General features: G+C 34.8%; 16 protein-coding genes. 1 reads left to right on the forward strand and 15 read right to left on the reverse strand.

Translation table 11 applies throughout. The annotated features are described in order from the left end of the window. Positions 1-2: 2 nt before the first annotated feature. Positions 3-656 carry a phosphoribosylformylglycinamidine synthase subunit PurQ gene (gene purQ / locus SOI85_RS01115; protein ID WP_320664393.1) on the forward strand — a complete coding sequence of 218 codons (654 nt, stop codon included), beginning with the start codon at positions 3-5 and terminating at the stop codon, positions 654-656. 66 nt (positions 657-722) lie between these two features. On the opposite strand, the gene SOI85_RS01120 is transcribed toward purQ, so the two are convergent. The 15 genes from SOI85_RS01120 to SOI85_RS01190 form a co-directional block, all read right to left on the reverse strand. Further along, positions 723-1,790: a class I fructose-bisphosphate aldolase gene (locus SOI85_RS01120; RefSeq protein ID WP_320664394.1), complete on the reverse strand. Its 1,068-nt coding sequence runs from the start codon at positions 1,788-1,790 to the stop codon at positions 723-725. Positions 1,791-1,949: 159 nt separating this feature from the next. Continuing rightward, positions 1,950-3,056, reverse strand: a complete 1,107-nt coding sequence (locus SOI85_RS01125; RefSeq protein WP_320664395.1) for a Gfo/Idh/MocA family oxidoreductase — start codon at positions 3,054-3,056, stop codon at positions 1,950-1,952. Next, positions 3,057-3,491: a hypothetical protein gene (locus SOI85_RS01130; RefSeq protein ID WP_320664396.1), complete on the reverse strand. Its 435-nt coding sequence runs from the start codon at positions 3,489-3,491 to the stop codon at positions 3,057-3,059. Beyond that, positions 3,469-4,338, reverse strand: a complete 870-nt coding sequence (accD, locus tag SOI85_RS01135) for an acetyl-CoA carboxylase, carboxyltransferase subunit beta (protein ID WP_320664397.1) — start codon at positions 4,336-4,338, stop codon at positions 3,469-3,471. Before accD ends, SOI85_RS01130 begins: the two co-directional genes overlap by 23 nt. Before the next feature lie 203 nt (positions 4,339-4,541). Continuing rightward, on the reverse strand, positions 4,542-5,444 hold the full coding sequence (locus SOI85_RS01140; RefSeq protein ID WP_320664398.1) for a phosphoribulokinase: 903 nt from the start codon (positions 5,442-5,444) through the stop codon (positions 4,542-4,544). A 91-nt stretch (positions 5,445-5,535) separates the two neighbouring features. Beyond that, positions 5,536-6,618 carry a 3-isopropylmalate dehydrogenase gene (leuB, locus tag SOI85_RS01145; RefSeq protein ID WP_320664399.1) on the reverse strand — a complete coding sequence of 361 codons (1,083 nt, stop codon included), beginning with the start codon at positions 6,616-6,618 and terminating at the stop codon, positions 5,536-5,538. A gap of 36 nt (positions 6,619-6,654) precedes the next feature. Further along, the gene (gene lpxD, locus SOI85_RS01150) at positions 6,655-7,695 is read right to left on the reverse strand and encodes a UDP-3-O-(3-hydroxymyristoyl)glucosamine N-acyltransferase (RefSeq protein ID WP_320664400.1); all 1,041 of its coding nucleotides are present in this window, start codon (positions 7,693-7,695) and stop codon (positions 6,655-6,657) included. Positions 7,696-7,736: 41 nt separating this feature from the next. After that, complete coding sequence (proB, locus tag SOI85_RS01155; RefSeq protein ID WP_320664401.1) at positions 7,737-8,831, reverse strand: glutamate 5-kinase; 1,095 nt, start codon at positions 8,829-8,831, stop codon at positions 7,737-7,739. A 1-nt stretch (position 8,832) separates the two neighbouring features. Continuing rightward, entirely contained in the window at positions 8,833-9,336 is a 504-nt protein-coding gene (locus tag SOI85_RS01160) for a YqeG family HAD IIIA-type phosphatase (RefSeq protein ID WP_320664402.1), read from the reverse strand. Beyond that, positions 9,336-9,884, reverse strand: coding sequence for a DUF3727 domain-containing protein (locus SOI85_RS01165; RefSeq protein ID WP_320664403.1), 549 nt, complete (start codon positions 9,882-9,884; stop codon positions 9,336-9,338). Before SOI85_RS01165 ends, SOI85_RS01160 begins: the two co-directional genes overlap by 1 nt. Positions 9,885-9,953: 69 nt before the next feature. Then, entirely contained in the window at positions 9,954-10,388 is a 435-nt protein-coding gene (ruvX, locus tag SOI85_RS01170) for a Holliday junction resolvase RuvX (protein ID WP_320664404.1), read from the reverse strand. Then, positions 10,385-11,434, reverse strand: a complete 1,050-nt coding sequence (locus SOI85_RS01175) for a hypothetical protein (protein ID WP_320664405.1) — start codon at positions 11,432-11,434, stop codon at positions 10,385-10,387. Before SOI85_RS01175 ends, ruvX begins: the two co-directional genes overlap by 4 nt. Before the next feature lie 42 nt (positions 11,435-11,476). Further along, positions 11,477-12,652: a F420-0:Gamma-glutamyl ligase gene (locus SOI85_RS01180; RefSeq protein ID WP_320664406.1), complete on the reverse strand. Its 1,176-nt coding sequence runs from the start codon at positions 12,650-12,652 to the stop codon at positions 11,477-11,479. 91 nt (positions 12,653-12,743) lie between these two features. Beyond that, complete coding sequence (locus SOI85_RS01185; RefSeq protein ID WP_320664407.1) at positions 12,744-13,298, reverse strand: thylakoid membrane photosystem I accumulation factor; 555 nt, start codon at positions 13,296-13,298, stop codon at positions 12,744-12,746. 46 nt (positions 13,299-13,344) lie between these two features. Next, entirely contained in the window at positions 13,345-14,973 is a 1,629-nt protein-coding gene (locus tag SOI85_RS01190; protein ID WP_320664408.1) for a DUF3685 domain-containing protein, read from the reverse strand. Between the last annotated feature and the right edge of the window lie 65 nt (positions 14,974-15,038).

Consider the following 15,038-nt stretch of genomic DNA (forward strand, 5'->3'; position numbering starts at 1 on the left):
ATATGACAATTGGAATTGTTGTTTTTCCTGGTTCAAATTGTGACAGAGATGTCAATTGGGCGCTTGAGGGCTGCTTGGGAATACCTACTCGTTATTTGTGGCATGAAACGACCGATTTGAAAGGCATAGATGCAATTGTTTTACCAGGTGGATTTAGTTATGGCGATTATTTGCGCTGTGGGGCAATTGCTAGGTTTGCTCCTGTTCTCCAGTCAGTATGTGACTTCGCCAAAAGAGGAGGGAAAGTACTTGGAATCTGCAATGGTTTTCAAATTCTTACTGAATTAGGTTTATTGCCAGGTGCTCTAACTAGAAATAGAGACCTTCATTTTATTTGTAAATCAGTTTCACTTTCCATTGCAAACAATAATACTGATTGGTTTAAGAACATAAGAAATCAAGACACTATTGCATTACCGATAGCTCATGGAGAGGGAAGATATCAATGTAGTAAAAGTACTTTTAATGAACTAGAAGATAATGGTTTAATTGCACTTAAATATATAAATAATCCAAATGGCTCTTTATACGATATAGCAGGTCTTACTAACGTAAAAGGAAATGTTTTTGGATTAATGCCTCATCCAGAAAGAGCATGTGACCCACTATTAGGTTCACTTGATGGGCAAGAAATATTAAAGTCTTTAATTTCCTGAAAATCTTTTGAACAAAAAAAACTGGGTTGCAATATGAAAGAGCAACCCAGACTTTAATTTTATTTATTAGTACGTGTAGCCAGCAACGAAAAGAGCTTCGTCTGAAGAAGGTTGAGAACCAGTAACGTAGCTTCCTGTTGAAGCTTCCGAATTGGCCTGAGCTCTAGCTATAAGAGCCTTTTGTCCAGCTTCTGTATTGGATCCACCCCATGCTTTTAAGCAAGAATGTTGTAAAGCGCGTCCATATGAGAATGAAACGTTCCATTTCGCTTTACGGTCAATTTTGTTCATTAAGTTTAGATAAACAGAAGCTGCTTCTTCACTTAGTCCTCCTGATAGGAATACGATTCCAGGCACGCTTGCTGGTACCGAACGTTCCATTGTTCTTATTGTCAATTCAGCTACCTTTTGAGGATCTGCCTTTGTTGCAAAGTCTGCACCAGGAACCGTCATAGAAGGCTTAAGCAATGTTCCTTCTAAGAGAACTCCATTCTCTTGGCAGGCTTTATAAACCGTTTTGATTACTTGCTCTTGAACAGCTGCAGTTTTATTAATGTCGTGAGCTCCGTCCATCAATATCTCTGGTTCAATAATTGGTACAAGGCCCGATTCTTGAACAGATCTTGCATAACGAGCTAATCCCCATGCATTTTCCTGGATTGAAAGATTAGTAGGACATCCGTCATCTGTTATTTGAAGTACTGCACGCCATTTAGCAAAACGAGCACCCTGTTCGTAATAATCAGCGGCTCTCTCAACTAATCCGTCTAGACCAGAACAAAATGTTTCCACATCATTTCCTCCAGCCAAAGGACGTAGTCCTTTGTCTACTTTTATTCCTGGAATTATTCCAAGCTTTTCAAGCTTTTTCACCATAGGCTCACCGTCTTGGTGATTTTGAAAGAGAGTTTCTTCAAAAAGAATTGCTCCACTTATAAAGTTTCCTAGGCCTTCTGTAGTGAAGAGCATTCCTCGGTAGGCTTTCCGATTGTCTTCGCTATTTTCAACACCAATAGATGCAAGCCTTTTGCCGACTGTCTTAGTTGACTCATCAACAGCAAGAATTCCTTTGCCTGGGCGAGCTATAGAGGAGGCTGTTTTCTTAAGCTCTTCTGCGTAGTAACTAAGGGCCATTTCTGCCAGAAAAATTTCCTTAAGATTTTTCCACACAACGTGTATAAATCATGTATAAATTTATACATCGTATTGTTCTTTATTGTCTATTTGCTCTTAAGAGGTTTTTTATTTTTAAATTTTTGATAATAAAAAACCGTTTTTTAAAAAATCTTATGTTCATTCAAAATTAACTTTTAATCCTGCTTGAGCAGAAACATTGACCTTGTCACATACTTTTTGGCTTAAGGCTGCCTCTGCTAATCCAGGAATCATTGGTGTATTTTCAGTAATGCTTTTAGCCCACCAATTTTGAATTCTGGCGACGGGTGCGATACGTCCATCTTTCCATGTCTTAGCAAAGGTTAGATCTTGATCAGCAGTTATGTTTTTGAGCGGTCCATCATTTTGAGAAAGCCAAAGACCAAAGCCATGTACATAGTCTTTCTGATTGTCGCTACCTAATATCAAAGTGCCTTTGCTTCCATATATTTCAATCCAGCAGCCTCTACCATTTCTTGTTACTGAGGACAGATTTATTTGAGCAATGATGTTCTCATCGCTTCCATTTATATTGTCAAGAATTTCAGCTTGACTTATACAAGTATCTTCACTTGTTACTAATTTGGATTTATTGGTTTGGCTGCAATCTCTATTCTTTATAGATGTTGATATAAGAGATGAAATAGAAACAGTTGGGCCAAAAAACCAATGCAAAATATCAAATGCGTGAGTCCCAAGTGCACCAATAACTCCTCCTCCCTCTTCTTTATTTGAGTACCAATTCCATGGCCTTGATTGATTGGCTCTACTACTCATAAGCCAATCTAGTTTAATAAGCCAAACTTTTCCTAATTTGCCCTCATTAATTATTCTTTTAGCCTGCATAAATAAAGGAACTGCTCTATATTCAAAGTCAACAGCTACTATTAGGTTTCTTCTTATTGATAGTCTCTGGAGTTCTTGTACTTCTTCTTCATTCAATCCTACTGGCTTTTCTAGAAGTAGATGTTTGCCAGCTTCAAGTGCTTCTTTTGCAAGTTGGTATCTAACACTTGGTGGTGTAGCTATAATTATACCTTTAATATTTTTATCTTTTATAAGGGATGTCCATTCTTTAAATCCAATTAATCCATTATTTTTGCAGGATTCATTTAATCTGTTTTCTCTTGGGTGCCAAATTGCAAAAGGTTTTAGGATCTTGCTAGATTTTAAGGCTGGTAGATGAACAGATTCTCCAAAACCTAGTCCTGCTATAGCAATTGGCAGTCTCTTCTCTTCGTTCATTTACTTGATTTCTGATGTACAGACTTGATTAATTAAGCCTTCTATCAGTTTATCTTGATTAGATCCTAGCCATTCGGCTCCTAATTCTTTAATGCCATTTATTGAAATATCTTTGTAAAGATTTTTTGAACAATCAATGTCTGTTTCATAAATAAATTCCTTTTTTTCTGCAGTCTTAAATGGGATAAACTTTGTTGTAACTCTTACGATTTTATCCTGGATATATTTGATAGTTAATTTATCCCAGTATTGCCTTCCATATTCACTTGAGGGTACTTCCACCCATTCATTTGAATAGGCATTCGCAAAGTTAGGAGATGTTATAAGAATTATAATAATTACTAATTTTATTAAGCTTATTAATATTATTTTTTGCTTCATTAAAGATATATTTATTGAGCGAATATATTTACTAATAAATTGGATTATTGCCATGAAGTTTTAATATCTTACTAAGAGTTTTTCTTAATTGTGTCCTTGGTACAATTGTATCTACAAATCCATGTTCCTGTAAATATTCTGCCGTTTGGAAATTATCAGGTAGCTTTTCGCGAAGTGTTTGCTCAATTACTCTTCTTCCTGCAAAGCCGATCAGAGCTTTTGGTTCGGCTAGGATTAAATCTCCTAACATTGCGAAACTTGCTGTAACTCCTCCTGTGGTTGGATGAGTAAGTAGTGGCATATATAGAAGTTCTTTTTCTCTATGCCTTTCTAGTGCTCCAGATATCTTTGCCATTTGCATGAGGCTAAGCATTCCCTCTTGCATCCTTGCCCCTCCAGAGGCACATACAATTAAAAGAGGAAGTTTGTCTGCTGTAGCTTTTTCAATTAAACGTGTGATTTTTTCGCCAACCACTGAGCCCATAGACCCTCCCATAAACCTAAAATCCATTACTGCTAAAGCAATTGGGATATTTTCTACTTTGCATAGGCCAGTCCTTACGCCATCTTTCATGCCTGTACTTGTTTGGCTTTCTCTTAGTCGATCGGCATAAGCTCTTCTATCTTTAAAGCCAAGCGGATCTATAGGACTTAGATCTTTATTAATTGGCTGAAAAGTTTGAGGATCAGCAATTATATTTATTCTTTCCTGACTATCAATTCTGTTGTGATGACCGCAGTTATTGCAAACGTTTGCGTTCTCTAAGAGATCTTTTCTGTATACCACTTGTCCACATTCTGGGCACTTCCCCCAAAGTCCGTCTCCTTCATCTGTCTCTTGAATAACCTTTCCTACAAATTGTCCTTTGCGTCGATCAGCAAACCAGTCGAATAGAGACACGATTAAAAAACTTTCTATTCCTATTTAAAGCGTAAACATGCTCATTCCCAAAATGATCTATCAATATTTATTTAATTTTCATCGATTTATAATTAATTCAATGAGAGTTTTAGGATGAAAAGCTCCATCGGCCAGGCTAATTAATTAATTAAATAAATTGGAATGATGAGAAAATTAAAATAATTTACTTTAAATAATTTTCTTTAGGATAGCTTTTTCTTGTCTTCAATCATTTTGTGGATTATAGGAGTAAGAATTAACTCCATCGCAAATCCCATTTTTCCTCCATTTACAACAATGCTAGTAGGACTAGACATGAAGGAATCATGAATCATTCCTAATAAATGTTGGAATTCAATGCCCCATTTTTCTCTTGCTCCTTTCCTAAAGTGAATAATTACAAAACTTTCGTCTGGTGTCGGGATATTTCTACATATAAATGGATTTGATGTATCAATAGTTGGAACTCTTTGGAAATTAATATCTGTTCTACTAAATTGAGGACAAATATGATTTATGTAATCAGGCATTCTTCTTAAAATTGTATCAACAATTGCTTCTGCCGAATAACCTCTTTCTGCATTATCTCTATGAATTTTTTGTATCCATTCAAGGTTTGTTATTGGCACAACACCAACTAATAAGTCTGCTAATGAAGCAACGTCATAATTTTCACCTACAACGCCACCATGTAAGCCTTCGTAAAACAGAACATCAGTTCCAGAAGGAATATCTTCCCAAGGAGTAAATTGCCCAGCTTCAAGTGATGTTCCTAGTCTGGAATTATGTTCTTGAGCTTCTTCTTGGCTGTGAAGGTAATAGCGTTTTTGCCCTCTACCCGTCTCTCCATAGCTCCTAAACAGTTCCTCAAGTTTGTCAAATAAATTTGCTTCAGGACCGAAATGAGAAAAGTTTTCGCCTTTTGATAAGGCATCAGCCATAGCTTTTTTCATAGGCATTCTTTCGAAGCGGTGATAACTGTCACCTTCAACAACAGCAGGAACAATTTCTTCTCGAGCGAATATGTGCTCGAAGGCTCTTTTGACTGTACTGGTGCCAGCTCCTGATGAACCAGTTACTGCAACAACGGGATGAGTCTTCGACATTTATTTTTTGAATCAAACTATGAGATTTTCGCAGGTCAACAGGCCAAATAATCAAAACATGTGGACAGATATTTTTATTTGTGAATGAATTTTAGGAATTAAGTGCATTTTTTATTTTTTCACCCATCTCTTTACAACCTAATTCTGTTTTTGTTTGGTCCATTAAGTCAGCTGTTCTGAAGCCTTCATAAAGAACGGCCTCTACTGCCTTTTCTAGTTCTGCAGCAGCTTCTGATTCTTTTAACGCAATCCTTAACATCATTGCGGCTGAAAGAATCATTGCTATCGGATTTGCTTTGTTTTTGTTTGCTATGTCAGGGGCAGATCCGTGAACAGGTTCGAATAGCCCTGGCCCATCTATGTTTAAAGATGCAGAGGGAAGCATTCCAATAGAGCCTGTTAACATTGCCGCTTCATCGCTAATTATGTCTCCAAAGAGATTCCCCGTAAGAATTACATCAAATTGAGCAGGGTCTTTTACTAATTGCATTGCAGCATTATCTACATACAAATGAGTTAATTCAATGTCTGGATTTCTTTTTGCCTGTAAGTTCACTCTTTCTCTCCAAAGTTGACTTACATCAAGAACATTAGCTTTATCAACAGAGCAAATCTTTTTCCTTCTAGTCCTTGCTAATTCAAAAGCTATGTCGCTAATTTGATCTATTTCACCTGAGGTATAACTCATAGTATTAAAGGCTTTTACTCCCCCTCCTTCTATACTTATTCTTCCTTTAGGCTCTCCAAAATATATTCCACCAGTTAATTCTCTAACGACAATTAGGTCGACATTTCTTATTATTTCTGGCCTTAAACTACTTGAATCAATTAGTGAAGGCCAAATCTTTACAGGCCTAATATTTGCAAATAACTCTAGCCCAGATCTTAGTTGAAGTAATCCAGTCTCAGGCCTTTTCTCTCGCGGTAAATTGTCATATTTTGGGTCACCAATTGCTGCCATTAAAATCGCATCTGATTCTTTACATGCTTTTAATGTACGTTCCGGTAATGGATTACTCGTTTTTTCTATCGCAGAGCCACCAATTAGTTGTTCTTCAAAATTTAATTCAAACGAAAATTTCTTACTAATGTTTTCTAATAATATTTTAGTTACTTTTGTTATCTCAGGACCAATTCCATCCCCAGGGAGTAAGACGATTTTGTATTTATTCATGTGAAGGTGTTAGTTGAATTGAGGTTTTGAATTTTATTAGAGTTCTTTAATCTTGAACTTACGGAAAGTTTTTGCAATTTCTGGAAGTTTTTTAAAAATTGCAGAACATCTTAACCATAACTTGTTAGGCATTGCTGGGAAACCACTTATAACTTGTCCTGGCTCTATATCTCTTATGATTCCACATTTAGAAGTTGCTACAACACCGTCACCAACCTTTACTCGATTCGACACTCCTACTTGGCCAGCAAGTATTACTCCATTCCCAAGAATTGCTCCGCCGGCTATTCCAACTTGTGCCGCTAAAGCACAATTTTGCCCAATAATTACACCATGACCTATTTGAACCAGATTATCTATTTTAGTTCCTGCACCTATGAAGGTCTTGCCTACTGATGGTCTATCAATATTCGAGTTACAACCTATTTCGACATCATTATCAATCATTACTATTCCTGTTTGGGGCATCTTTCTCCAACCTTTTTTTGTTGGAATAAATCCAAAACCTTCGGATCCAATAACTGCATTTGAATGAATTATGCAATTATTTCCTAGTATTGATTTGCGATGAATAACACAGTTGGAATGAAGGTAATTAGATTGGCCAATTTTTACTCCTTCGTAGATGACTACACCGGCCCTAATTATTGTGTTCTCTCCAATAATTGAATTGTCAGCAATACATACATTAGCTCCAATTGAGATACCTTTTCCAAGTTTGACTCCTTTACCTATAACGGCAGTTTTATGAATACCTAATAAAGGATCAATGCTAGAATTAAGTATATCTAGGCTTTCGGCAAAAGCTAATTTTGGATTTTCAAAGATTGCCCATGAAAGCCTTCGTTCTTTTGCAATATTTATTAATTCCTCATCATTTGGAAGAATCGCTAGAGAAGCATTGGTTGTAGAAAGATGAACTGTTAGATAACTGTTTTTTTCTAAAAAAGTTAGTTGATTCTCCTGGGCATTTTCAATTGAAGCTCCTTTCTTGATTTCTGTGTCTTGGCTAATTGCAAAGTCAATTAGTTCCGCATCGCCTTTTTTTAATGAGTTAATTAATTGGCTTAAAAGCATCTCTAGGATAATTTTGGAAAGATCTGAATGATTAGATTTAATTATTCAAACATGCCAGTAGTTAAAACAAGTACATCTCTATGAATAACAATAGGTGATTTTGTTGAGGATAGTTTATTTCGTATATTACTTCTAATATCTTCACTGCTTAAAGAACATATACCTCTTCCAATTTCTTCACCAGCTTGACTTTCGATTGTTACAGCTTGATTTTTAGTGAAAGATCCATTTACATTTTTAATACCTACTAATAATAGAGATGCTCCTTGTTTCTTTATGGCATAACAAGCGCCATTATCTATTTGAATAGAGCCAGCAGGTTTTAAGGCATAGGCTAACCAACTTTTCTTGTTTCCTATAGGGTTTGGTTGAGGATGAAATATCGTCCCAAGTTTTAAACCTTTAAATAATTCTTTGAGAGTACTTGGTTCTCTTCCATCTGCCAAATGAACAGTGATTCCTCTTTCTGTGGCAATTTTGGCAGCAGCTAGTTTAGTTTTTATTCCACCAGTACCCCATGTGCCAACTTTGAATGATTTATCTTGAATATCTTTTAATTCACTTGGATGGTAAATTTCGTTTATAGGGTGAGCCTCTTTATTCGTTTTTGGATCACTTGAGTAAAGTTTATCAATATCTGTTAATAATATTAGTTTATCTGCAGAAATAGCCCCTGCGACTAGGGCAGAGAGTGTGTCATTGTCACCATACTTTAGTTCATCAATAGCGATAGTATCATTTTCATTTACGATTGGAATGACATTCCAATCAAGAAGCTTCTGCAAAGTCATTGAAGCATTTACGTAAGATAATCTCGATCCAAGTTCAGATCGAGTCAAAAGTATTTGAGCTACTTTATATCCATATTTATTCATTGATTTTTCATAAAGACTCATGAGATGACCTTGTCCTACTGCTGCAACTGCTTGTAAGGCGACTATTTCTTCAGGTCTATCCTTTATTTCTAGCCGGTCGCAACCAAGCCCAACAGAACCACTCGATACAATAATTACCTTATTTCCTTCTTTAAGGTATTTTGCAATGCACTCACAATAATTATCAATTACCTGCGCTGTAGATTGTCTTTTACTACCTCTTAATAGACTTGTTCCTATTTTAATTACCAATAAACTCATATTATTTCCCCCCTAGATTTCTAGCTAAATATCTTTCTATTCTTTGCGTATAGTTTCTACCTGAAACCAAACCATTTTGCTGTACTGGTTTAACTAGTATTGTATATATTCCTAGTCTATTACCAATTAGTATATCAGTGAATATTCTGTCTCCGATTATTGCTATATTGGAAGCAGGATAGTTGAATTTTTTAATTACTTTTATAGTCTTTCCTCTTCTAGGCTTTGAAGCGCTATAAGTGTAACTTAGACTTAATTCATTGGCTATACACTTTATTCTTTTTTTGGAAGGATTATTACTTAGCAAGTGAATATGCAATTGCTCTTTAGCTTCAAGAATCCATTCCTTAATTGATTGCGGTAAATTAATCTTTTGTCTTGGAAGTAGAGTTCCATCAACATCAAGTAAAAGTAATTTTATTTCTTGGCTTAGTAATTCATTTATGGAGAGATTCTGAATACTTAGATTAGTATCCCAATCTGGCTTAAGCCAATTTTTAGTCATTACTCTGAGAAACCTCTTTCTTCAAGTTCCTTTTCAATTTGGGCCTGAATCCTGTCAAATTCTTCCCCTTCTATAAGGCTTGCTTCATTGTCATGTATTTTTCCAACGATGAAAAATGGATCAAGTGGAATGTAGAGACCATATTCTTCTTCTTTTACCTTAAAACTGACAAGTAATTCATATGTTTCTGATTCATCGTCTATGTCGTCTTCGTCCTCTTCAAGTTCTTCAGGGTCTGGCTCATCTAATTCCCCTGAGACAGTAAGGGTTAAAGCAGATCTTATTAAATTAAGATCATATTCTTGCAGGACTACATCAGCTACTTCCAGAATTGGCTCACTTTTTTCTATTGTTTCTACAAGCTCTGGATCATCTCCATCAATAAGCTTGAATAATGAGACAGGAGTATCGACAGGAGTTAATAGAGCATATTCACAGTCTTCTATAGGCACAATTTGTTCAAGGAAGCACAGTAGATCACTACCTTTACTATCTTTGACAAGAATCGTTGGTACTTGTCCGTTATTACTTGATTCAGAATTAGCCATTGATTAGATAAATTTCAATGTGAGAGTTGGCAATCGGTTTTACTCAAGTTAAGGCTCGATGTGAACCTTTCATTTGCTTAGGCTTAACTCTGGTCCTTCAATTAGCCATTGTTCTAAAAGAAGGCCAGCAGCTTCACTATCTATTTTGCCTGATCGATCGCTATGAAGCTTTAAATTTGCTTTTGCTTGCCATGTACTGGAATGTTCGTTTACCCAAGCTATTGGCAAATTAAGAGCATTGGCAATCCTTAGGCCATATTCCATGCAAAACTTTCCTTGGATTGTTTTTTCTCCAGATTTGCCAAATGGTAGTCCTATTACAAGCCCCTCTACCTTTCTATTTTTACAAAGCTGATTGATTACATTTAGATCACTTTCAAAATCTTTTCTAATTAATGGTTTTAATCTCGTAACGGTTATCCCGAGAGGATCACAACCGGCTAAACCAATTCTCTTTTTCCCGACATCTAAGCTTAGAACTGATTTTGCTTTTGGTCTCTTCATTTAATTTTACTAAATAAGAAGGGAGAGGGCAAAGGAGGTTGATTTGGCTTAAGTCCACCAAATATTGCTTCTAAAGTATTTCCTTTTAAAACTAAGTTTTTATTAGCTTTTCTTTTCCATAAAGTTCTTCCTAAAATTACTGATTCTCCTTTTTCTTTCCAATTAAGTTCTTCGAGTATATTATTTGTATGTATATCTGAAGCCAATGTTTCAATAGATATCTTAGGCCAACTAACTATTAATTTATTTAGCAAATAAGGAATAGATTTAATCAGTCTGGAATCCCAAGCTATATCTCGAATTATTTCCAGAGATAATAATTCTTCAGAACAAATAGGTGTGATTAATCCAAGTAGTGCTATATATTCATCTTGATTCTTAGTTAAAAGAATTAAATTTTCTGGTTCATTTCGATCTATTAGATCCATCCATTGATTGTCGACTATGTCTCTATATTGAGGAGATTCAGCTCTGTTTTTCAACCTCCATAGCACTTGACCATTTGATCGTGATAAAGGTTGGCAAGAGACATTTAATGGCAATTTATTAGATTCTAGGCAGTCTGGATCTGGGTGTTCTCCGCATTCCCAGCTTTTCATTATTTTTAAGGGCTGGAAACCAATTTCTCTTGATAATGAAAGTTGATCAGTTTCAGAACTTGGTAATCTTATTAACCAGTTTTGAGTGACATTTTTTTGGGTCTGTATAGCTGCTTGTAGAAGTGATTTACTTGCTTCTAATTTTGTTGATTGTTTCGGATCTTTTATAAACTCTGGGAAGGAAAGTGACCAGCATGAACCTCTTCTATTATTAGGTTGAAGAACAACAATAGCTATTAGATCACCACCCTCAAGTGCTACAAGGCATTTTGGTTGCCGTTTTGGAATTAGACCTTTTAATTTACCCTCTGCTTCGGATAACCATGTTTTTATAAGCATTATTTGCATCCAGCCAATTCTTCGCGTTTGCTCACTTGAGGCAAGCATGGGAAGGTGCTTAGCTTGCAGTGCCTCAATTTTTAAATTTTCGCTTTTAGTATTAGACAAATCTCCTTTAAAATTTACCTTATATATATAGTAATAATAATATTATTTTTTAAAAGGTCTTATCAAAACTATTGGAGTCTGTTGATTTCCATTGCCTGCAGGATTAGTTGAAAGGACATGCTTAAGAAATTTTACATTAGATTGATCTGTAGTCTCTAATACTTTGACTTTGCCAAGGTCATTTACATCAACTATGGCAATATCAATACCTAAATTCTTTGAGGCTTCATAACAAAAGATATTTTCTTTTATTGGTCCTAAAACAATAGTCTGATCATATGGAGGTGTCGTACCTGTGATGTCGTCTATTAGGCGAGCTTGTTTTCCCGCTAGACGATAAAAAATTCCTTTAATTCCTATTAGTTTGAAAATAGATCCAAAGAACAATGATGTTATTGCTCTAGTGGGGCCAATTATATTTATAAGCGATTGCATCCCACATGCTGTAGCTAAACTACTGGTTGGATGAAATGGTAGACAGAGTATCCTTGAGATGAATGAAGTTTTAATAAAAGTTGGAGAAATATATCTCCCTTGCATTATTGCTAAAGGAGTTTCGCCTATTGTTAATATGTCCCCAGGTTTAATTATTTTTGAACAGTATTCATTAATTACATCGTATGGATTATCTAGCTTTCCAAGAATATGAGTCTTTATAGGTAGCAACATTGAGCCATTTGAAGATTTTATCCAGTTATCATTTTGTGTATTTCTAAATGGTTTAGAAATTGGCAAAACAAAGCCTTCTTTATTTTTGATTATTCCAAAAGGTCCATAATTCTCCCAAATAACATCAATCCATATTGTTTCCGATAGAATATTTATATCATTAATGCATGGTTCTTCTTCTAAGATAATCTCTACCTTTATTTTAGTATCTTTATTACTTTTAACAATATATGCTTGCCAGTAATTATCTTTTCTATTCTCTTCATCAGGATGTTCAGTAATTATCCTTACTTTAGACTTTATATGTCCAATTTCTCTTTTGCTTAATACTTTGGGCTTGATTTTTAAACTAGGAATCATAACCTCAATTCTTTTATGTGTATTTTTAATATGAAGCCAACCTGTGATTATTATTTTATTATTGCTTACATTTATAAGCCAGTCAATTGGACTAAGTTTTAATGGAGATTGCTTCCTCAGTGAATGAGATAATTCAATCGTAAATAATAAAACAAAGAGTATAATTATGAATGTTGTAATTAGGTTCATTTCTCCTAGATAACGTTTATAGAGAATACATTATTAAATGTATATTGGTGACTTATTATAATAATGTACATGCTTTATTGTTATTAAATAATTAACGGGGATCTGCATATCCGTCTTTTGCAGCTTCACTATTATATTCATTAAAGCTCTTTATACTTACAGTGAAATCAGGTGTTTTTAATCCAGTTGATTTACTTATCGCATTATTTATATCTTCTATAGGAACTTGTCCTTCTGCATCAAGAATAATTTCACCTTCTCCATTTATAACAACCACTTGAGGGATATTGCCATGCCAGTAATACGATGGATCACTTTTGTTTCTTGAATTTTTATTCTGAAGCTCATCAGTAGTTAAAGGAATTAGATCAATTTCAGAAGGCCATAATAACTTTATACCTGAAACTACAGGAGCAAATACTTTGCTTGTCTTACTATCATCTAAGTAGAAAACCAAAACAGATGTCCTATGATTTTTTAATGACTCTGAAAGAGTTGTTGATGGAGGGACTAGGGCACCGTTGCCAGTAACAATTGTAAAAATATTGCCTTCATAACTATCGTTATCAAGAGATGCATGAGCACTTGGAATAAAGCAAAAGATAATTGCCAATATACATATGAACTTTTTTATTTTGTTATTCATCAAAAAAGATTAAAGAGTTGATTGATTCATCTATACAAATAATAAGTCAACCTCTTGAGAAGGTCCTTCCCATTCCTTGTGCGATGCCTTTACCAACTAATCCTATTGCCCTACCTATTACTTTTGTTAATAAAACAACCATTAAGTCACCAATATATTTTATTAAAGATTGTAGCTGTGGCGAAATGGCATCTCTTGCTTCAATTAACAAAGCGACTTGTTGCTGCAACCAACCCAGACTCTGAAGTTCATCGTCTCTAGCTTCTACGAAGAAGATGGTCTCGATTTCGTTCTTGTTGAATTTATATAACTGTCTCTTGCTCTCATAAAGTCTGATTGGTCTTTTTATTAGATTTTGTATTTGGCTTTGACTGTTAAGTTGGTTTCTAAGTCTGTCGAGTTCACGCGTAGGAACAAGATTTTGGTTTAGTAGAAAATGCCTTAGATCAGACCATTCAGAACATACATTAATTAGCTCTGAACTCAGAACTTCTGCAGTTCTAATTAACCAATTACTAATAAGTATTTCTACATGTATCAATGCTCTTGGGTCGTCAATTGGCAGTAACTTGCCTTCTAAAAGTAAGGACTTACTGTGTATTAAAGGATGCAAAAATAATGTTGGATTAGGAAGTTCTTCATCTAGCTCTGTTAAATCAATTCGATTTATCAACTCTTCTTCTACGATCACTTGTTCACCGTTAAGTTGCAACCTTAAATAACTACCGATTAGTGATCTAATAGATTCCTTCCTAAGAGTTATCTGGAGATCGTTCCATAATAATAAAGTTTTAGACTCATCAGTCTTAGAATCATTTATCTTAATTATAACTCTATCTAGTTGCTTTAGTAGCGAGTGGAAAAGTTCTTTTTGATAAATTGGCTTTATTGCATCTATTGCTAGAAGACAACCCGAGGAATTAATTATGTCTACATTAATAGTATCTGCCAATCGGGCGAAGATCTCTTTCCATACTGTTGATGAATCTTTTTTAGTTAAAGTAATATTTGTTTTGTATTCGTTAGTATCTTGATTACTTAGACTGTTATCTTGATTTATCTTCTTGATTGATTTCTCTGGTAACCCCCAAAGGTAATGCAAAATATATTTTGCTTGGTTCAACTCTCTTTTACGTCCTTGTAAAACTAATTCAATAATTGGATTTTTTTTAGAAGTATTAAGTAACTTTTCTATGGAATCAAGATCTGAATCTATTTGGTGCACCCCACTTATTAATAGCCATTGACCTAATCCTAAAATAGGTATATTTAATTTATTCTTTACTGAAACATTCTCTTTTAGTTTAACAACTCTTCCACCTTCAAGAACAGTTTTAATTGAGTTTTTGAGAACTTCAGAATTTGGATCTTGAATTAGTCCTGCACAATTCAAATTAAGTAACTCTTGGGTATTTAGAGAAAGTCTTCTAGGTAATACAATTAGTAAGGGTGATGGATGCCAGCGATCCTTTAGCCTTATTAGTTCTATTTCTAGACTTGCAGGCAGTTCAATACTTTCTATAAAAAATACAACTAGGCTTGGATGTCGTGTCAGTTTTTCTTTAGATAATGCTATCTCAAGGGGGACTTTTGAGTCTGACAATTGAATTGCTAAGGACTCGCCAATTAAATCAGGAGCAATTATTAGTATCTGTTTGGGCTTTCCCTCGTTCAATTAATTCACCAAAAAGTCGTATATCTGAAATGTAACGAATACTTTTCAAATGATCCATAGACAAA

Origin of the sequence: Prochlorococcus sp. MIT 1223, assembly GCF_034092465.1 — a bacterium.
GTDB lineage: Bacteria > Cyanobacteriota > Cyanobacteriia > PCC-6307 > Cyanobiaceae > AG-402-N21.